This is a genomic window from Micromonospora sp. Llam0 (assembly GCF_003751085.1).
Classification (GTDB): domain Bacteria; phylum Actinomycetota; class Actinomycetes; order Mycobacteriales; family Micromonosporaceae; genus Micromonospora_E.
The window spans coordinates 2,170,999-2,189,261 of sequence record NZ_RJJY01000001.1; the positions used below are offsets into that span (position 1 = coordinate 2,170,999).

The window sequence follows — 18,263 nt, forward strand, 5'->3', positions numbered from 1 at the left end:
GAATCGGGTTACCGTCGGGTCACCGTGAGGTCGGCGACCCCGGCGACGGCGTTGACGTCGTAACGGTCGGTGGCCTCGTCCCAGTCCGTCGAGATCACCGACTCGCCGCCGGCGACCCCGTCGCGCCGCTCGCCGTCCAGGTCGACGCTGCCCGCGCCGGAGCCCAGCCGAATCCGCACCGGCGTCCGCTGCGGCAACTCGATCTGCCAGGTGCTGACGCCGCCGGACATCCGGATGACGACCGTGCCGGACGGCTCCGGCAGCGCCAGGTCCAACGCGCTGGCGCCACCTGCGACGTCCACCTGGGAGACCCGGGCACCGGTCAGATCGACCCGGGTGCTGGTCGCCCCGCCCAGCACCCGGACCGACCAGAGCAGGTCGCTGTGGACGGTGACGCGCAGCTCGCCGGCACCGTCGTGGCCGGTATCGGTCAGCCCTACCCGGACCACGCCGTCGGAAGTGGTCACCTCCGGCGCGGCCGCACCGCCGACCGGAGTCTCCGCCCGCAGCAGCTGATCACCGAGGTCGTCGGCCACCACCTGAATCTCTGGTGCACCGTCGGGGATCTCCAGCCGCGCCTCGGTCCACCCCTCGCGCGGTGTCTGCACCGTCCACGCCACGTCGCCGTCGGTAGCGGGGCGTGAGCCCACTGCGTTCACCACCACCGCCACGATCGTCGCCGCCACCAGCAGGGCTGCGACGACGGAGACGGCGATCAACGCCCGGCGCGACGTCCCCGGTGGCGTGCCGCCCGGCAGGTCGGTGGACGGTTCGTTGCTGACTTCGGTCGGTCGCACGGCTACCCACTCCCGTTCCTACCCGCCTGCGGCGCGGCGGGTCTCGCGCCCGTCGATACGGCGGACGGTGCCCCTGCTACCCGGTTGCGGGACGGGGCAATCTTAGGCCCGCCGGGTGGGCCGGACCCGCAAGCCCGGTCACCGGCCCGGTAAGCCCGGCCACCGGCCCAGCAGCTCCGTCACAGGCCCAGCAGCCGACGCAGGTAGTCGGTGAGGAACCGCCCGTCGGGATCGAGTCGCTCGCGGACGGCGAGAAACCGGTCCGCCTGCGGGTAGCGGGCAAGCAGGTCCCGACCCTCCAACCCGTGAATCTTCGCCCAGTGCGGCCGACCGTCATGGGCCAGGAAGATCGGTTCGACGTCGGCGAAGAACTCGCGGTACGGCAGCGTCGCGTTCTGGTGCACCGAGATGGTGATACTGTCCCGGCCGTGCGCCGGGCTGAGGAACGCCTGGTCGGCAGCCACGTACCGGTAGAGCACCCGCCAGGCGGCGTGCTGCCGGTGCCGGGTCCGGATCCGGTGCCGGACCTCCCGGAAGCAGGCCGGACCGGCCGCGGCCGGGACGAAGTACTCGATCTCGTGGAACCGCAGGGACCGCCGCTTGATCAGCGCGGCGTCGCTGGAACCGGTCCGTTCCTCGGTGCAGCCGCTGCCGGGCAGCGTGTCCGGGCCGGGATCGTCGGTAACCGGGTTCACCGTCCGCAGGTGCGCGTCGTCGCGCCGCGGATACCAGTAGAAGTCGACGTTGCGGTTGACCTTCAGCAGCTCGTCGAACGTGGTCAGGCACGCCTCCACCGGCAGGCCCCACTCCCGCCGTCGGGCCTGGAACGCGGGGACCAGCCGGGTCCGCAGCGCGGTGAACACACCCAGTACGCCGAGCGACACCTGGGCGGCCCGCAACAGGTCGGGGTCGCTGTCGGCGTCGATCTGCACCGGTTGTCCGGCGGCGGTGACGAGTCGGACCCCGGTCACCTGGGCGGACAGGTTCGGCAGGCCCAGACCGCTGCCGTGGGTGCCGGTCGAGACGGCACCGGCGAACGCCTGGGTGTCGACGTCGCCGAGGTTCGGCATCGCGAGTCCGTGGTGGCGCAGCTGACGACCCAGGTCGTGCAGCCGGCTGCCGGCACCGACCCAGATCTGCCGGTTGTGCGGCGGTTCGAGCACCCCGGCAGGCAGCCGGTCCAGGCTGAGCAGGACGTCCCCGGTCTGCACCAGCGGCGCGGACGAATGCCCGGCACCGACCGGCCGTACCGTCACCGCCTGTTCGGCGGCTGCGCGTAGGACGCGGCACAGCTCGGCGACCGACTCCGGCCGGGCCACCGTGGCCGGCTCGAAGCTCAACCCACCGGACCAGTTGCGCCAGGTGGTGGCACCGGTGACGGGCGGCGACGTCACAGCGCCGCCCGCAGCGGATCACCGGGGCGGCGGGTGCGGCGGCGCGGCCGGGCCAGGTCGCTGCGGCCCCGGCCCAGCGCGTCCAGCAGGCCCCAGCGGCCCGGGATGTCATGCAGCTCGATGTGCCCCATCCCTTCCGGAACGGCCGGGTCGATGATCAGGTCGCCGTCGTACGGGTCGAGACCGAGCAGCACCCGCAGGAACAGCAACGTCGCGCCGGCCGAGGTGGCGTGCGGGCTGCCCGCGGCGGAGTACGGGACCGGGTACTTGGTCAACGACCGGTCGTAGCCGGCGAAGCACTCGGGCAGCCGGGCCCCGAAGTACTGCGACGCCTCCAGCACCGCCCCGGCCACCCGGGCCGCTTCCTCCCGGTAGCCGTACCGCCACAGTCCCCACGCGATCAGCGAGTTGTCGAACGGCCAGACCGAGCCGGTGTGGTAGCCGACCGGGTTGAACCGCCGCGCCTCGGTGGCGAGGGTGCGGATCCCCCAGCCGCCGAACAGTTGCGGACCCATCAGATGCCGCACGACCGACCGTGCCTTGGTGGGTTCGGCGATGCCGCTCCACAGCAGATGACCGATGTTGGAGGTGAGCGCGTCGACCCGGCTGCCGTCGGCCTGCAGCGCGTGGGCGTAGTAGCCGCCGTCGGCGATCCAGAAGTCCCGGTTGAACCGGTCCCGCAGCTCGGCCGCCTGCTGTTCGAGCCGGTCCGCGAACGCGTGGTCACCCCAGCAGACCCGGGCCAGCCGGGCACCACGCAGCCGCGCGTCGTAGACGTATCCCTGGATCTCGCAGGTCGCCTGCGGGAACGTCGCCTCCCGTCCGTCGTGGAAGCTGACCGCGCCCGGTGAGCACTTCCAGCTCTGGTTCAGTTCCCCGGTGCGGGCCGGCCGGGGCCCGTACCAGACGTAGCCGGTGCCGACCAGGTCGGCGTGCCGATCGATCCAGTCCAGTGCCGCGCGGGCCTCGAACTCCATGTCACGTACCAGCGCGGTGTCGCCGGTCCACCGTTCGTATTCGTCGAGCAGCACGATGAACAACGGTGTGGTGTCGGCGGCGGAGAAGTCCGAGGCGTGCGAGACCTCGTTGAACAGCGCGGCCTCGGCGTACCGGCTCTCCTGGGGGATCTTCCCCGGCTGTTCGGCCCGGAACGGGTCCTCGCGGGTACCCTGCGCCAAGGCCATGATCGCCAAGGCGGGCACCGTGGTGGCGGGCAGGAATGGTAGCCCCTGCAGGCAGCTGATCAGGCTGTCCCGACCGAAGAACGTCATGAACCAGGGCATGCCCGCAGCCGGCAGCATGTCGCGGAAGTTGACCCCCTTGTACCGCAGCGCCGCCAGGTCGACGACGCTCTGCCGGTACGCCTCCCGCAACGGTTCGTAGTCGCAGGTCAGTTTCGGTGACCGGGCCATCCACTCGTCGAGTTCCCGGTGCACCTCGGGCTTGGGCCGCTCGGCGTAGCTGCGCAGGCTCTCGCGCAGGTCGCGGTTGCCGGCCCCCCGGACGAAGGTCTTCACCGTCAGATCGGTGCACCAGGTGTCGTGGGCGTCGAGGGTCAGTTCGAAGGTCATGCCGCCGGGATCGATGCGGGCCGGCACACTGCTGGACAGGATCGTCTCCCGGAAGTAGGTGCCCCGCTCGTAGCGGAACCGCAGCGCGTCGGGTTCGGCCGTAACCTCGATCTCGCGGTCGGTGTGGTAGCCGTCCTTGACCTCCAGGACCTCGGCGAAGTCGGCCGCCGCGTCGATGCGCAGGCTCAGCTGCACGGGCTCCTCCCGGTGGTTGAACACGGCGATCTGCTCGGTGAACGCGTCGCCGATCCAGCGGTGCCGGAACACCGAGATGGTGGCGTCCACGTAGTGCGTCGGCTCGCCCGGCACCTGGAAGAACCGCGACTCGAAGTACTGCAGATCGTCGATGGACAGGGTGTTCATCCGTTGTCCGTCGACGGTCAGCCGCCAGTAGGACAGGAAGCGGGTGTCGTAGAAGAACAAGCCGAACGGTGCGGACGGCACCGGTTCGATGTCGCCCCGCCGGTCGCTGACCATGAACAGGTTTCCGTAGAGGATGCTGACCGGCTTCGCGGTGGCGGGGCGGGCGCCGACCGGCTCGGCGACCGGCCGGGCCCTCGACTCCGCCCCGGCGCTGTCCGCGTGCAGCGGCAGCAGTCGGCGGAAGGTCAGGAACAGCGGCAGGTCGCCCCGGACCGACACGCCGTTGCGCAGCAGCAACGAGATGGTGTTCTCCCGGCCGTCGATCAGTGCCTGGAAGGTCTCCTCCGAGGTGTCGATGGTGCAGTCGACCCGCTTCGGGTCGTGCTCGAGCACGGCATGGCCGTCCCGATACGTCACCGACCAGCTGCGGATACCGCCGTCCGGGGTGGTGAGGTTGAACCGGATCGTGCCACTGGCCGGCGGCGGCAGTCGACCGTCGCCGCGCGCCTGGAGACCGTCGAAGAACCGACCGATCACGTCGGTCATCGTGGCTCCTCTCAGTCGTCCTCGGTCGGTCCACCTGGCGCCAGCATGACCCGTATCCCACCGGTCACGGATCACCCGGTGCGGGTGATCCGTGACCGGGAGGAGACGGACGGTGGACCACGGATGCTGAAAGTAACCAGATGAGGCACAATAATTACAGGCCGTATCGGGGGCACGGCATGTGCCGAAGCGAAGGAGGCCAACGACGTGAGTCACGACCGCACGGCCGCCGGGATGCGCTACTGGCAGACCGGCCGCGGCCGACAGGATGTACTGCTCGTACATGGGTGGTGCTGCAACCACCGGTTCATGAAGCCTCTCGCCACCCATCTGGCCAGCTGGCGGCGACGGATCGTCTCGGTGGACATGCGGGGACACGGCGCAAGCCCGGCCGGGGACCGCGGCTTCAGCGTTCCCGAACTCGGTGCCGACCTACGGGATCTGATGGTCGAGCTCGAGATGGACGACGTCGTGCTGATCGGGCACAGCATGGGCGGGGTCTGGTCGTTGGCCGCAGCCGCGCAGGCAACCGACCGGGTCGCGGCGCTGCTACTGCTGGACGCCTCGGTGGCCGTGCCGCCCGGCACCACGGAGCAGGTGGCCGCGCTGGCGGAGTCCATCCGCGGCGAGGACCCGCGCCAGGCCCGGATCGACATCATCCGGTCATTCTTCATTCCCGAGTCGGACCCCCGGCTGATCGACTGGGCGATCGACCAGATGCTGCGGCCGAGTGACACCGTCGCCGCCGCCACCCTCGACGGTCTCGCCGATTTCGTCGAGGCCGGTGGCGACGCCGCGCTGACCGCGTGGGGACGCCGGCTGCTCTACATCGGCGGCCCGGCACCGTTCGCCGACTACGGACGGCTACGGGAGCTGGTACCCGAGGCGGTGATCGGGCAGGTGGTCGGCTCCGGCCACTTCTTCCAGTTCGAGGTGCCGCGGCAGACCAACGCGATGGTCAGCCGCTACCTGCGGCTGTGGGGGCCACCGTCGTGGTGATCCGCCAGCAGCGCCTTCACCGAGTCCGTCAGGTCGTAGCTGGGTGACCAGCCGAGCGCCTGCCGGGCTCGGCTGATGTCGGCGCACATCCAGGGGACGGCGGCGGACCGGTTCACCGTCGGGGAGAACTCCCCCGAACCGAGTTCACCGCTGTGACCAGCTGCCCGGGCCAGACAGGTGACCGCGTCCCGGACCCCGACCGGCCGCCCGCTGCCCACGTTGAACAGCCGGTACGGCAGTTGGGCGGCAACCGCGGCGGCGCGGACCGCGGCGGCGATGTCGCGCAGGTCGACGAAGTCGCGCACGGTGTCCAGCAGCCGCACCGCCAGCGGTGACCGCCCACCGCCGCGTAGCAGATCGGCCGCCCGCCCCAGAGCACTGTCCGCCGGCAGACCCGGCCCGACCGGGTTGAACACCCGTAGCGTGACGACCTCGACCCGTCCGTCGGTGCTGACCAGTTCGCCGAACTGGGTGGCGGCCAGATGGCTGAACCCGTACGCGCTCACCGGCGTGGCCGGGTCGTCCTCGCGCACCGGGCGGCCACTGGGCACGACGCCGTACTCGGCGGCGGAACCGAGCCGCACCAGCCGGGTGCCGGGCACGACGTCGGCCATCGCCTCGGCGAGCGCGGCCACGGCCAGCAGATGGATCCGGATCAGCTCGGCGTTGTCACCAACGGTGCGGCCAGCGCAGTTGACCACGACGTCCGGCCGCACGGCCGCGAGCAGCCGGGCGAGTTCGGTCACGCCCGCCGTGGCGAGGTCGCAGTCGGCCCGGGTTGGTGCGGTCACCACCGCGTCCGCCGTGAGCGCCGCGTGAATCTGCCGGCCCAGCAGTCCGGTGGAGCCGAAGAGCAGGATCCTGGTCCGGCTCAACTGCGGCACCGGCCGGCCAGGTCACCGCCGGGTCGACGGGAGGTGGTTGCCGAGCCGTCAGGCCCCGTGGCCAGGACCGAGTCGGCCAGGACGGGGCCGGTCGGGACGGGGTCCGGCGGCGTCGGGGTCCCGGTGAACTCGTGCCAGGTGGCCGCCCCCGGCGCGGCGATCCCTTCCCGGCGCAGCACCACCCGGACGGTCTCGACCATGATCCGCAGGTCGAGCCGGAGACCGCGGTTGTCCACGTACTCGATGTCGTAGGCGAACTTGTCCTCCCAGGCCAGTTCGTTGCGGCCGCGTACCTGGGCAAGGCCGGTGATACCGGGTCGCACCTCGTGCCGTCGGGCCTGCCACGGCGTGTAGATCTCCAGGTACTTCACCAGGTGGGGACGTGGGCCGACCAGGCTCATCTCACCGCGCAGCACGTTCCACAACTCGGGCAGTTCGTCGAGGCTGGTGGCGCGCAGCCAGCGGCCGACCGGCGTCAGCCGGTCGGCGTCGGTGACCAGGCCGCGGGCCGGATCCACCTCGAGCATGGTGCGGAACTTGACCATCTCGAAGAGTTCGCCGTCCCGGCCGGGTCGCACCTGCCGGAAGAACACCGGCCGGCCCAGCGTGGCGAGGATGAGTAGGGCGACCCCGGCCAGCAGCGGCGCGCCGACGACCAGGGCGGTCGCCGCGCCCACCACGTCGAACACCCGTTTCACCCGGTCGTAGCGGCGGGGACGATTGGTCGGCATCGTCGGTTCGGCTGCGAGGCAGGCCGCTGGCGAGGACATGGACGGGCCTCCGGAAGTAGCTGCTCAACTAACAAAAGCTTTGTAACAGAATGAATACGACTAAGCGTGTCGTTCGCCGTAAATCGGAACATTGGTCGAGCCGTTGCCGTCGGCTCGGGTGACGACGGGACCCGGACCAGTACGCTGACCAGCAGGTCAGCAGCACCGACCGGGCCGGCAGAGGGAGGAACGCGTGCCGCCGCGACGCCAGGGTTTCGACGGGCCGGCCGGGCTGCGCGAGTTCAACTCCGCGCTGCGACACACCCTGGTGCAGCAGACCGTCACGATCCGCGACCCGAGCCGGTTCCGCGCCCGCATCACCGAGGTGCCACTGGGGCCCCTGCGGCTCATCTCCGCTACGGTCGGTGCGCTGCACTCCTCCCGCCGACCGCACGACACCACCGGACCCGACGCCGCGGACGGGGTGTTCCTACTCCTCGGCCAACGGGCCACCGGCAGCATCACGCACCGGGGTGGCACCGACCCGATCGGCCCGGACCGGCTGGTCGTCGTCCCCGGCTCGGAGGCGTTCGACGTCGACTACCCGGCACCGGCCCACGTGCTGTTCGTAGCGCTGCCCCCCGCACTCGTCACGGCCCGCTTCCCCGGCCTCGACGGACCGGTGCGCTCCGCGACGTTGGACCCGGTGGGCCGGGCGTTGAGTCGGCAGTTGCCGCACCTGATGAACGCGGCCGCAGCCGCCGGGGCCGGGCAGCGACCGGAGGTCGCCACCATGGTCGACACCGTCCTCGCCGCCACGCTGCACGGTGCCGGCGTCGCCGTCGACGCCGACCCGGTGGCCGCGCTGCGCACCGCGGCCGAACGGCTGATCGAGCACTCGCTGGCCGATCCGGCGTTGTCGGTGCCGTGGCTGGCCCGCCGGCTGGCGGTGTCCCCCCGGCAGCTGCACCGGGCGTTCGCCGCCAACGGCACCACCCCGTACCGCTGGATCCGACAGCGTCGGTTGCACGCCTGCGCTGTCGCGCTCGCCGGGTCCGACGTCCCGGTCGCGCGGCTCGCCCACCGGTACGGCTTCGCGTCGGCGTCGCATCTCGGAGCGCTCTTCCGCGCCCAGTACGGCGCCCCGCCCGCGCGGTGGCGCAGCGAGCAACGCGCCGGCGGACCGGCCGGCCATCTCGGGCAGGATCCCGACAGCGATCCGGCGCGACGCCGATAACCCTCCGTGCGCCGGCCGGCCTACCGTCGGGCCCACCGACCGCGACGGAGGCACCCGACATGCGTTTCGTTCTCGTTCACGGATCCTGGCACGACGGCAACTGCTGGGACGGCGTCCGGCAGGCGCTCACCGCCGCCGGACACGAGGTCCACGCACCCACCCTGCCGGGCAACGGCGCCAACGCCGATCCGACGGTGAGCTTCACCCGGACCGCCGAAGCCGTCGCCGGGCTGATCCGGCGGGCCGACCTGCGCGACGTGGTGCTCGTCGGGCACAGCCTCGGCGGCGCGGTCGTGCAGGCCGTCGCGGTCGCCGTACCGGACCGGCTCCGCCGCCTGGTGTTCCACAACGCGTACGTCCTCGCCGACGGCGACACCGTCTTCCAGCATGTGCCACCGTCGGCCGCCGCCGCCTTCACCAGCCTGGCCAGCCCGGAGGGCACCCTGATGCTGCCGTACGAGGCGTTCCGCTCGTTCATCAGTGACGCCGACGAGCAGACCGCCCGCGCCGCCTACGCGCGGCTGACGCCGGAGCCACTGGCCCGGGCCGCGGAACCGGTCGCGCTGCCCGGATTCGCCGACCTGCCGGTCCCCCGTTCGTACCTGTACGCGGTCGACGACGTCGCGTTCCCGCCGGACGAGTTCCGTTGGCATCCCGGCCAGTCTCAGCGGCTCGGCGAGTTCCGGCTGGTCGAGATGCCGGGTTCGCACGAGGTCCTGTTCACCGATCCGCAGTTGCTGGCGGCGAAGCTGGTCGAGGCGGCGGCGGACTGACCACCCGTCGACCGGGTGGGGTTCGAACGGGAGGCGGGGCATTGGAACTGCTGGGCGGGTCGATCACCGAGCTGACCGCGGCCGTACGGTCCGGCCGGGTGCACGCCCGGGAGGTCGTCGACGCGGCGGTACGCCGCATCGAGGAGCGTGACGCCGGGCTCAACGCGGTGGTGGCGGTCGACCCCGGGCCGGCGCTGCGTCGCCTGGCCGCCGCCGGTGGCCGACCGGTCGGACCGCTGGCCGGGCTGCCGTACCTGGTCAAGGACCTGCATGCCGAGGTCGCCGGCTTTCCGTTGGCCCGGGGCAGCCGGCTGGCCGTCGGCCTGGCACCGGCCGGTACGAGCACCTTGCTGCGCCGGCTGGAACAGGCCGGAGCGCTGATCATCGGACGGACCAACTCGCCGGAGTTCGGGCTGAACATCACCACCGAGCCGGTGCTGCACGGGCCGACCCGCAACCCGTGGCGGCCGGACCGGTCCGCCGGTGGCTCCAGCGGCGGCGCGGCGGTGGCGGTGGCCGCGGGGATGGTGCCGGCAGGGCCCGGCCGGGCCCTGCGGGTCGGGCTGCTCACCGAGGCGCCCGACGGCACCCCGGTGCATCCGGGGTACCGGGCTGCCGCCGAGTCCGTCGCCGCCGAGCTGGCCGCCGCCGGTCACCGGGTGGTCCCGGTCGGGCCGGTGGAGCCGGCCGGCCGGCTCGGGCCGGTGCTCGGTGCGGTCATCGCCGGTCATCTGACCGCCGCAGTCGACGACATCTGCGCCGCCACCGGACGGGCCGCCGGGCCGGAAACCCTGGAACCGGCGGTGCTCGACCTGGTGCGGCGGGGACGGCGGGCCGATGCCCGCACCCAGGTCCGGGCGACCATGGCACTGCGTGGGCTCGCCGGCGAGCTGGCTGCCGTCCTCGACGGCGTGGACCTGCTGCTCAGCCCGACCACCGCGCGGCCGGCGCCACCGCTCGGGCAGCTGCACACCGACCGGCCGGCCGGCGAGCTGTTTCGGGAGATCTTCGCGATCTCCCCGTTCGTGGGGATGTTCAACGTGACCGGCGGACCGGCGATCAGTCTGCCCTGGGGGTGCGACGACGCCGGGATGCCGATCGGGGTGCAGCTCGGCGCGCGGCCGGGCGACGATGTCACCGTCCTCGCCGTGGCGGCGGCGTTGGAGGCGGCCCGACCCGACCTGGTCAGGCCCGGCCCCACCGCGGCGGCGCCGGGTCACGGCGCCCCGGCCTGACCCTGGCGCCGACCGGGTTGCCGGGCTGGCCCTGGCCCGCCGGTGTCCCGGCCTGGCGCTGGCCGATTGGCGTTGCCGGTCGGATCTAGCCTATTCGCTGCGGCCGACGCAGCCGGGCAGACAGCCATGTTCGGGTGGGCGACCGGCGGACAGCCGGTGGATGAGCGGATTACCAGCCGCAGCCGACCTACCGGACCAGGGGCGGCACCGCCGGTTCCGCAGGTCAGCCGAGCGGTCAAGATCCAAATTCGTTCGACGCCCCTCTTGACATCCCACAAAGTCGGGCGTAAACAAACCTGAAGCAAAACGAAACGGCGGTGAAACCACATGTACGCCGAGGAACGGCAGCAGGAGATCGTCCGGCTGGCCCGGGCCGACGGGCGGGTCGACGTGACCGCGCTCGCCGAGTCACTCAACGTGACCGCCGAGACGATCCGGCGCGATCTCACCACCCTGGAGCGGGCCGGCGTGCTGCGTCGGGTGCACGGCGGTGCGATCCCGGTCGAACGGATCGGCTTCGAGCCCGCGCTCGCCGCCCGGGACGCGGTGCTGACCACCGAGAAGGAACGGATCGCCAAGGCCGCGCTGGCCGAACTGCCCCACGAGGGCGCGATCATCCTGGACGCCGGCACCACCACCGCCCGGCTGGCCGCGATCCTGCCGGCCGACCGGGAACTCACCGTCGTGATCAACTCGCCGGCGCTGGCCACTGTCCTCGGTGCCCGCAGCAACCTCAACGTCCTGCTGCTGGGCGGCCGGGTACGCGGTCGCACGATGGCCACCGTCGACGACTGGGCACTTCGTCCACTCGCCGACGTCTACGTCGACGTGGCCTTCATCGGCACCAACGGCTGTTCCGTCGAGCGTGGCCTGACCACACCGGACCCGGCCGAGGCGGCGGTCAAGCGGGCGATGATCGGCGCCGCCCGCCGGTCGGTCGTGCTGGCCGACCACACCAAGATCGGCAACGACTACCTGGCCCGGTTCGGCCGGCTCGCCGACATCGACACGCTGATCACCGACAACGGCCTCAACGCGGACCTCGTCGCCGAGGTGGAGGCGGCCGGGCCACGGGTGGTGCGGGCATGATCCTCACGCTCACCCTCAACCCCAGCCTGGACCGCGCCGTCGAGATCGACGAACTGGTCCGCGGCGAGGTCATCCGGGCCACCGGCGCCCGTCTGGACCCCGGCGGCAAAGGCGTCAACGTGTCCCGGGCGCTGCTGGCCAACGGCGTACCGTCGGTCGCCGTGCTGCCCTGCGGCGGCGACGAGGGCGGTCAACTCGTCCGGCTGCTGGCCGCCGAAGGGGTCGAGGTGGTCGCCGTGCCGATCGCCGGACGGACCCGGTCCAACATCACCCTCGCCGAGCCGGACGGCACCGTCACCAAGGTCAACGAGCCCGGGCCGACGCTGAGCCGGGACGAGTTCGACGCGATCACCGTCCGGCTGTTGGACACCGCGCACCAGGCCGACTGGGTGGTGGTCTGCGGCAGCCTGCCACCGGGGCTGCCGGTGGACGGGTTCACCGCGCTGTGCCGGCAGTTGCTCGACGCCGGGCTCCGACTCGCCGTCGACACCAGCGGCCCGCCGCTGCGGGCCGCCGCCGAGGCCGGAGCCGACCTGGTCAAACCCAACCGGGAGGAGCTTGCGGAGGCCGTCGGGCGGCCGCTCGACGACCTTCGCGACGTGGTCGACGCCGCCCGACAGGTCCGCGCCTGGGGCGCCGGCACCGTGCTGGCCAGCCTCGGGGCGCAGGGCGCCGTGCTGGTCGACGCCGACGGGGTGCGCACCGGCGACTCCCCGGTCGACCAGCCGCGTAGCACGGTCGGCGCCGGTGACGCGCTGCTCGCCGGTTTTCTCGCCGCCGGTGCCAGCGGGCCGGACGCCCTCGCCGAAGGGCTGGCCTGGGGGGCGGCGGCGGTCAGCCTGCCGGGCAGCCGGATGCCGGGGCCGGCCGACCTGCGTCGGCACACCGTACGACTGCACCCCCGACCGGACGACCTGCAGCAACTCGTCACCCAAGGATGACCCGTCACCTCGATACCCCAGACCGATCGCCTACTCCCTACCCCCGCACATAGAAGGAGCAGCAGACCATGGCCACCGACTACACACCCCAGGTGCAGGGCACCGGGGTAAAGGCCACGATCCAGAGAATCGGCGGCTACCTCGCCGGCATGGTGATGCCCAACATCGGCGCGTTCATCGCCTGGGGTCTGATCACCGCACTGTTCATCCCCACCGGATGGATCCCCAACGCGACCCTGGCCGAACTGGTCGACCCGATGATCCTGACGCTGCTGCCGGTCCTGATCGGCTACACCGGCGGCCGGCTCGTGCACGGCCAGCGCGGCGCGGTGGTCGGCGCGGTCGCCACGGTCGGCATCATCGTCGGCGCCGACATCCCGATGTTCCTCGGCGCGATGATCATCGGCCCGCTGACCGCGTACCTGTTGAAGCTCTTCGACGGCCTGGTCGAGGACAAGATCCCGGCCGGCTTCGAGATGCTGATCAACAACTTCTCCGCCGGCATCATCGGCGGCGGCATGGCGCTGGTCGGCACCTGGGTGATCGGCCCGGTGGTACAGACCGTCACCGACGCCGCCGGATCCGCGGTGGACTGGATGGTCGGCCACAGCCTGCTGCCGTTCGTGTCGATCCTGGTCGAGCCGGCCAAGGTGCTGTTCCTCAACAACGCGATCAACCACGGCGTGTTCGGACCGCTGGGCGTAGCCGAGGCGGCCACCGACGGCGACTCGATCCTGTTCATGATCGAGTCGAACCCCGGCCCGGGCCTCGGCCTGCTGGTCGCCTTCCTGCTGTTCGGCCCCCGGCTGCTGCGGGCCAGCACCCCGGCCGCGATCATCATCCACTTCCTCGGCGGCATCCACGAGATCTACTTCCCGTACGTGCTGATGAAGCCGCGGCTGATCCTCGCCATGATCGCTGGCGGCGCGGCCGGCGTCTGGACCTTCATGGTCACCGGTGCCGGTCTGGTCGCCACCCCGTCGCCGGGCAGCATCTTCGCCTACTTCGCGGTCACTCCCCGGGGCGGCTGGTTCGGCGTCCTGCTCGGCGTGATCATCTCTGCGGCGGTTTCCTTCGCGGTCGCCTCGGTGCTGCTCGGCTTCGGCCGTGGCGAGGGCAAGGAGCCGGTCGAGGAGCAGACCGGGCCGCAGGCCGCCACCGCGGACACGCCCGCCGGTGCGCACGCCTACCACGCCACCCCGACCGCCGGTACCCACCGGCCGACCGCCACGGAGGCATGACGATGGCCACCATCGACGCCCAGAGCATCCGCAAGGTCGTCGTCGCCTGCGACGCCGGCATGGGCAGCAGTGTCATGCTCGCCAGCCAACTGCGCAAGCAGCTCAAGAAGCAGCAGGTGACCGTCGAGCACACCCCGGTCAACTCCATCCCGGCCGACGCCGACGTCATCGTCTGCCACCAGGGGCTCGCCGACCGGGCCCGCGTCAGCGCGCCCGGCAAGGTGGTCGTCCCGGTGCAGATCTTCCTCGGCGACCCGGCCGTCGCCCGGCTGGTGGCCGTGGTGCAGCAGGGCGGCCAACTCGATGGCTGAACCACAATCGGACCCCGGCGCTCTGCTCGAGCGCCGGGCCGTCCGGCTGAACGAACAGGCCGGCGACCGGGTCGCCGCCGTGCGCCGCTGCGGCGAGGTGCTGGTCGAGCTCGGTGCGGTCACCGAGGAGTACGTCGCCGCGATGCTGCAGCGCGAGCAGTCCGTCTCCACCTACGTCGGGGAAGGTGTGGCGATCCCGCACGGCACCCTGGCCGGCAAGGAGGCGGTACGCCGCGACGCGCTCGCCGTGCTGCGCTTCCCCGACGGGGTGGACTGGGGCGGATCCCCGGTCACCGTCTGCGTGGCGATCGCGGCGCGCGGCGACGGCCACGTGGAGCTGCTCGCCGCCCTCGCCCAGATCCTGCTCGACCCGGAACAGGCCCGCGAGCTGCGTGAGGCCACCGAGATCGACGACGTGCTCCGGCTGCTCGCGCCGGTAGGAGAGGAGAGCTCCACATGAAGGTCGTCCGGTTCCACTCCCCCGGCGACGTCCGGATCGAGGAGGCACCGCAGCCGCAGCCCGGCCCCGGCGACGTGTTGATCCGCGTCCGGGCCTGCTCGACCTGCGGCACCGACGTCAAGATCCGCAACTTCGGTCACCACCACATCGCCCCGCCCCGGGTGATGGGCCACGAGATCGCCGGCGAGGTCGTCGAGGTCGGCGCCGACGTCGCCGGGTGGCAGGCCGGCGACCGGGTCCAGGTGATCGCGGCCATCCCCTGCGGCACCTGCGGCGAATGCCGGCGCGGCCGGATGACGGTCTGCCCCAACCAGGAGTCGATGGGCTACCACTACGACGGTGGGTTCGCCGAGCACATGGTGGTCCCGGCCAAGGTGCTCGCCGTCGACGGGCTCAACCGCATCCCGGACGGGATCAGCTACGCCGAGGCGTCGGTGGCCGAGCCGCTCGCCTGCGTACTCAACGGGCAGAACCTGGCCCGGGTCGGCCCGGGCGACGACGTCGTCATCATGGGCTCCGGACCGATCGGCTGCCTGCACGTACGGCTGGCCCGCTCGCGCGGCGCCGCCCGGGTCTTCCTGGTCGACGTCAACCGTGAGCGGCTCGACCTGGCCGCCGCGCTGGTGCATCCCGACGCCACCGTCTGCGGTGCCGAAACCGACGTGATCGACGAGATCAAGAAGCTGACCGACGGACGCGGCGCCGACGTGGTGATCACCGCGACCGCCGCCGGTGTCGCCCAGGAACAGGCGTTGCAGATGACCGCCCGACAGGGCCGGATCAGCTTCTTCGGCGGTCTACCCAAGGACAAGCCGGTCATCGCCTGCGACTCCAACCTGGTGCACTACCGGGAGCTGACCATCGTCGGTGCCAACGGCTCCAGCCCGTCGCACAACGCCGAGGCGCTCGACCTGATCGCCAGCGGCGCGGTACCGGTCGCCGACCTGATCACCCACCGGCTACCGATGGACCGGGCCCTCGACGCCTTCGACGTGGTCGCCCGGGGCGAAGCCATCAAAGTCACCATCGAGCCCTGACCCAGGAATCCAACGAGCCCTGACCCAGGAATCCCATCGAGCCCTGACCCCCACCAGGGACAAAGGAGGCAGACATGCCTACCCGTACCGTCACCGTCGGCTCCGCCAGCGGGCTGCACGCCCGGCCCGCCGCGTTGTTCGTCGCCGCCGCCGCCACCGCGCCGGTGCCGGTGATGATCAGCACCGCCGGTCGGCCGGCGGTGCCGGCCCGCAGCATGCTCTCGGTGCTCTCCCTCGGCGCGAAGCAGGGTACCGAGGTGACCCTGGAAGCCGACGGTGACGGCGCCGACGCCGCGCTCGACGAGCTTGCCGCGTTGCTCGCCCGCGACCTCGACGCCGAGCCCGGCGGCGACGGCGCCGGTGCCACGGCGGCCGGTCGTGGCTGAGCTGCACACCGGGCTCGGCGTCAGCACCGGGCTGGCCGCCGGCCCGGTGCACCGGGTGGCCGAGGCACCCCGGCTGCCCGCGCCGGTGCCGGTCGACGACCCGGCCGCCGAGGCGGACCGGGCGGTTGCCGCCCTGGTGGCGGTCGCCACCGAACTCGGTCGGCGGGCCGGCACCGCGACCGACCCGACAGCGGCGGAGATCCTGCGGGCGCAGGTGATGATGGCCGAGGACCCGGTACTGCACGAGGCGGCACGGGCCCGCGTGGGCCAGGGCGCCGACGCCGCGCACGCCATCGACGCCGCGCTCGCCGAGCACCGGGCGGCGTTCGCCGCCGCCGGCGGCTACCTCGCCGAACGGGTCGCCGACCTGGACGACCTGCGCGACCGTGCGGTCGCGGTCTGCCTGGGCGAACCGATGCCCGGCGTGCCCGATCCGGGCGTGCCGTTCATCCTCAGCGCCCGGGACCTGGCCCCGGCCGACACCGCCGGGCTCGACCCGACCCGGGTGCTCGCCCTGGTCACCGCAGCCGGCGGGCCGACCAGCCACACCACCATCGTGGCCCGGGCACTCGGGTTGCCCGCGGTCGTACGGTGCCCGGGCATTCTCGACGTGCCGGACGGCACCCTGGTCACCGTGGACGGCACCACCGGCGACGTCACCGCCGGGGTCGACGACGACACCGTCGCCGAGACCCGCCAGCGGGAACAGCACCGCCGGGCGGAACTGGCGGCGACCAGCGGCCCGGGACGCACCGCCGACGGACATCCGGTGACCCTGCTGGCCAACGTCGGCTCCGCCGCCGACCTCGTCGACGACGTGGAAGGCGTCGGTCTGTTCCGCACCGAACTGCTCTACCTGGACCGCGCGGAGCCGCCCGGTCACGACGAGCAGGTCACCGCGTACGCGAAGGTGTTCACCGCCGCCGGTGACCGCAAGGTGGTGCTGCGGACCCTGGACGCCGGCGCGGACAAACCGTTGCCGTTCCTGCACGCCGGCGAGGAGCCGAACCCGGCGCTCGGCGTACGCGGGCTGCGGACCGCCCGGCGCCGCCCCGAGGTGCTGCGCACCCAGCTCGACGCGATCGCCCAGGCCGCCGGGGCCACCGGCACCGAGGTGTGGGTGATGGCGCCGATGGTGACCACGCCGGCGGAGGCGGCCGAGTTCGCCGAGCTGGCCCGCGCGGTCGGGCTACCCACGGTGGGCGTGATGGTGGAGGTCCCGGCCGCCGCGCTGCGGGCCGAGGCGCTGCTGCAGCACGTCGACTTCCTCAGCATCGGCACCAACGACCTGAGCCAGTACACGTTCGCCGCTGACCGGCTCTGCGGCGACCTGGCCGACCTGCTCGACCCGTGGCAACCGGCGCTGCTGGAGCTGATCGCCGGCTGCGCGCGGGCCGGCGCTGCCGCCGGCAAACCGGTCGGGGTCTGCGGTGAGGCGGCCGCCGACCCGGCCCTGGCCGTGGTGCTGACCGGGCTCGGGGTGTCCAGCCTGTCGATGTCGGCCCGGTCGGTGCCGGCGGTGCGGGCCGCGCTCGCCGCGCACACCCTGGAGGACTGTCAACGGCTGGCCCGGGCCGCGCTGGCCGCGCCGGACGCGGCGGCCGCCCGCGCGGCGGCCTCGGTCGGCCCGGCCGCCGGCTGACCCGGTGACCGGTTGACCGGCTGACCCGGTCGCCGCGCGGGCTCGGTCAGGCGGCCGGGTCAGCCGGCGAGCAGCAGCCAGGTGAACGGCTGCACCGTGCCACCGGGCGTACGGTGCTCCTCCCGGCGCGCCTGGCACACCCGCAGCCAGGAAAACTGCGCGGCGAGTCCGGCGAGGGTACCTCGGTGGTCTCCTTCGTGCCGTACACGCCCTCCCAGTGGGCCTGCCTGTCCGCCATCAGACCAGCCTGCCACACCCGTGCGGCACCGGATCGACGGTGCCGCGCGGCAGCTGCGGACGGCAGCGGCGCAGCCGGGCGGCGGCCAACCGGCCGCCGACACCGAGGCCGTGGGTGCGCACCGCAGCCAGGCCGTACGCGCTGCAGGTGGGCGTGAACCGGCAACGGCCCGGCCAGTACGGCGACAGCCAACGGCGGTAGCCACGGATCGCCGCCTCCCCCGCCCGGTCCAGCACGGGTGCCCGGGTGGCGGCCGCCGCCAGCGCGCCGACGGTCAACAGGGTCGAGAACAGTCCCAGGTCGCAACAGTCGCAGCCGTCCCAGCAGCCATCGACGCTGCGGGAGCGGGTCGACCTGCGCTGCCGGCGGCGGTTTCCCCGGGCATTCGCCCGGCCCTTCAGGAACATGC

18 protein-coding genes are annotated in these 18,263 nt (G+C 72.6%); 12 read left to right on the top strand and 6 right to left on the bottom strand.

The window, feature by feature from the left end; genetic code table 11:
- Nucleotides 1–8: 8 nt before the first annotated feature.
- From EDC02_RS09860 to EDC02_RS09870, 3 genes are all read right to left on the bottom strand, one after another.
- Complete coding sequence (locus EDC02_RS09860; protein WP_123601670.1) at nt 9–797, bottom strand: hypothetical protein; 789 nt, start codon at nt 795–797, stop codon at nt 9–11.
- A 179-nt stretch (nt 798–976) separates the two neighbouring features.
- On the bottom strand, nt 977–2,191 hold the full coding sequence (locus EDC02_RS09865; RefSeq protein WP_123601671.1) for a D-arabinono-1,4-lactone oxidase: 1,215 nt from the start codon (nt 2,189–2,191) through the stop codon (nt 977–979).
- Complete coding sequence (locus tag EDC02_RS09870) at nt 2,188–4,671, bottom strand: glycogen debranching N-terminal domain-containing protein (protein WP_158632116.1); 2,484 nt, start codon at nt 4,669–4,671, stop codon at nt 2,188–2,190. The genes EDC02_RS09865 and EDC02_RS09870 overlap by 4 nt, the downstream gene beginning before the upstream one ends.
- 207 nt (nt 4,672–4,878) lie before the next feature.
- On the opposite strand from EDC02_RS09870, the gene EDC02_RS09875 reads away from it, so the two are divergent.
- The gene (locus EDC02_RS09875) at nt 4,879–5,670 is read left to right on the top strand and encodes an alpha/beta fold hydrolase (protein WP_148083384.1); all 792 of its coding nucleotides are present in this window, start codon (nt 4,879–4,881) and stop codon (nt 5,668–5,670) included.
- On the opposite strand, the gene EDC02_RS09880 is transcribed toward EDC02_RS09875, so the two are convergent.
- On the bottom strand, nt 5,637–6,545 hold the full coding sequence (locus tag EDC02_RS09880; protein WP_123604675.1) for an NAD(P)-dependent oxidoreductase: 909 nt from the start codon (nt 6,543–6,545) through the stop codon (nt 5,637–5,639). The genes EDC02_RS09875 and EDC02_RS09880 overlap by 34 nt on opposite strands.
- The gene (locus EDC02_RS09885) at nt 6,542–7,324 is read right to left on the bottom strand and encodes a sugar transferase (protein ID WP_305036212.1); all 783 of its coding nucleotides are present in this window, start codon (nt 7,322–7,324) and stop codon (nt 6,542–6,544) included. Before EDC02_RS09885 ends, EDC02_RS09880 begins: the two co-directional genes overlap by 4 nt.
- A gap of 193 nt (nt 7,325–7,517) precedes the next feature.
- Between EDC02_RS09885 and EDC02_RS09890 the strand changes: the two genes are divergently transcribed.
- The 11 genes from EDC02_RS09890 to ptsP all read left to right on the top strand — a co-directional run bounded on the left by EDC02_RS09890 (nt 7,518) and on the right by ptsP (nt 17,616).
- On the top strand, nt 7,518–8,501 hold the full coding sequence (locus EDC02_RS09890; protein ID WP_123601675.1) for an AraC family transcriptional regulator: 984 nt from the start codon (nt 7,518–7,520) through the stop codon (nt 8,499–8,501).
- Between the two features lie 59 nt (nt 8,502–8,560).
- The gene (locus EDC02_RS09895) at nt 8,561–9,274 is read left to right on the top strand and encodes an alpha/beta fold hydrolase (RefSeq protein ID WP_123601676.1); all 714 of its coding nucleotides are present in this window, start codon (nt 8,561–8,563) and stop codon (nt 9,272–9,274) included.
- A gap of 41 nt (nt 9,275–9,315) precedes the next feature.
- A complete protein-coding gene (locus EDC02_RS09900) occupies nt 9,316–10,509 on the top strand; it encodes an amidase (protein WP_158632117.1) in 1,194 nt (397 codons plus the stop codon).
- A 327-nt stretch (nt 10,510–10,836) separates the two neighbouring features.
- The gene (locus EDC02_RS09905) at nt 10,837–11,598 is read left to right on the top strand and encodes a DeoR/GlpR family DNA-binding transcription regulator (protein ID WP_123601678.1); all 762 of its coding nucleotides are present in this window, start codon (nt 10,837–10,839) and stop codon (nt 11,596–11,598) included.
- Nucleotides 11,595–12,539 carry a 1-phosphofructokinase gene (pfkB, locus tag EDC02_RS09910; protein WP_123601679.1) on the top strand — a complete coding sequence of 315 codons (945 nt, stop codon included), beginning with the start codon at nt 11,595–11,597 and terminating at the stop codon, nt 12,537–12,539. Before EDC02_RS09905 ends, pfkB begins: the two co-directional genes overlap by 4 nt.
- A gap of 68 nt (nt 12,540–12,607) precedes the next feature.
- Nucleotides 12,608–13,780 (top strand): PTS mannitol transporter subunit IICB, encoded by a 1,173-nt coding sequence (mtlA, locus tag EDC02_RS09915; protein ID WP_123601680.1) that lies wholly within the window; start codon nt 12,608–12,610, stop codon nt 13,778–13,780.
- A gap of 2 nt (nt 13,781–13,782) precedes the next feature.
- On the top strand, nt 13,783–14,091 hold the full coding sequence (locus EDC02_RS09920; RefSeq protein WP_123601681.1) for a PTS lactose transporter subunit IIB: 309 nt from the start codon (nt 13,783–13,785) through the stop codon (nt 14,089–14,091).
- Entirely contained in the window at nt 14,084–14,551 is a 468-nt protein-coding gene (locus tag EDC02_RS09925; protein WP_123601682.1) for a PTS sugar transporter subunit IIA, read from the top strand. Before EDC02_RS09920 ends, EDC02_RS09925 begins: the two co-directional genes overlap by 8 nt.
- Nucleotides 14,548–15,588, top strand: a complete 1,041-nt coding sequence (locus EDC02_RS09930) for a zinc-dependent dehydrogenase (protein WP_123601683.1) — start codon at nt 14,548–14,550, stop codon at nt 15,586–15,588. The genes EDC02_RS09925 and EDC02_RS09930 overlap by 4 nt, the downstream gene beginning before the upstream one ends.
- A gap of 74 nt (nt 15,589–15,662) precedes the next feature.
- Entirely contained in the window at nt 15,663–15,974 is a 312-nt protein-coding gene (locus EDC02_RS09935; protein WP_123601684.1) for an HPr family phosphocarrier protein, read from the top strand.
- The gene (gene ptsP / locus EDC02_RS09940) at nt 15,967–17,616 is read left to right on the top strand and encodes a phosphoenolpyruvate--protein phosphotransferase (protein ID WP_123604676.1); all 1,650 of its coding nucleotides are present in this window, start codon (nt 15,967–15,969) and stop codon (nt 17,614–17,616) included. Before EDC02_RS09935 ends, ptsP begins: the two co-directional genes overlap by 8 nt.
- A gap of 237 nt (nt 17,617–17,853) precedes the next feature.
- On the opposite strand, the gene yidD is transcribed toward ptsP, so the two are convergent.
- On the bottom strand, nt 17,854–18,261 hold the full coding sequence (gene yidD / locus EDC02_RS09945; RefSeq protein WP_233605838.1) for a membrane protein insertion efficiency factor YidD: 408 nt from the start codon (nt 18,259–18,261) through the stop codon (nt 17,854–17,856).
- Between the last annotated feature and the right edge of the window lie 2 nt (nt 18,262–18,263).

Coding starts and splice junctions, on each gene's coding strand:
- EDC02_RS09870 (WP_158632116.1), bottom strand. CDS start 4,671: ATGACCGACGTGATCGGTCGGTTCTTCGACGGTCTCCAGGCGCGCGGC.
- EDC02_RS09935 (WP_123601684.1), top strand. CDS start 15,663: ATGCCTACCCGTACCGTCACCGTCGGCTCCGCCAGCGGGCTGCACGCC.
- yidD (WP_233605838.1), bottom strand. CDS start 18,261: ATGTTCCTGAAGGGCCGGGCGAATGCCCGGGGAAACCGCCGCCGGCAG.
- EDC02_RS09905 (WP_123601678.1), top strand. CDS start 10,837: ATGTACGCCGAGGAACGGCAGCAGGAGATCGTCCGGCTGGCCCGGGCC.
- EDC02_RS09925 (WP_123601682.1), top strand. CDS start 14,084: ATGGCTGAACCACAATCGGACCCCGGCGCTCTGCTCGAGCGCCGGGCC.
- mtlA (WP_123601680.1), top strand. CDS start 12,608: ATGGCCACCGACTACACACCCCAGGTGCAGGGCACCGGGGTAAAGGCC.
- EDC02_RS09885 (WP_305036212.1), bottom strand. CDS start 7,324: ATGTCCTCGCCAGCGGCCTGCCTCGCAGCCGAACCGACGATGCCGACC.
- pfkB (WP_123601679.1), top strand. CDS start 11,595: ATGATCCTCACGCTCACCCTCAACCCCAGCCTGGACCGCGCCGTCGAG.
- EDC02_RS09920 (WP_123601681.1), top strand. CDS start 13,783: ATGGCCACCATCGACGCCCAGAGCATCCGCAAGGTCGTCGTCGCCTGC.
- EDC02_RS09930 (WP_123601683.1), top strand. CDS start 14,548: ATGAAGGTCGTCCGGTTCCACTCCCCCGGCGACGTCCGGATCGAGGAG.
- EDC02_RS09895 (WP_123601676.1), top strand. CDS start 8,561: ATGCGTTTCGTTCTCGTTCACGGATCCTGGCACGACGGCAACTGCTGG.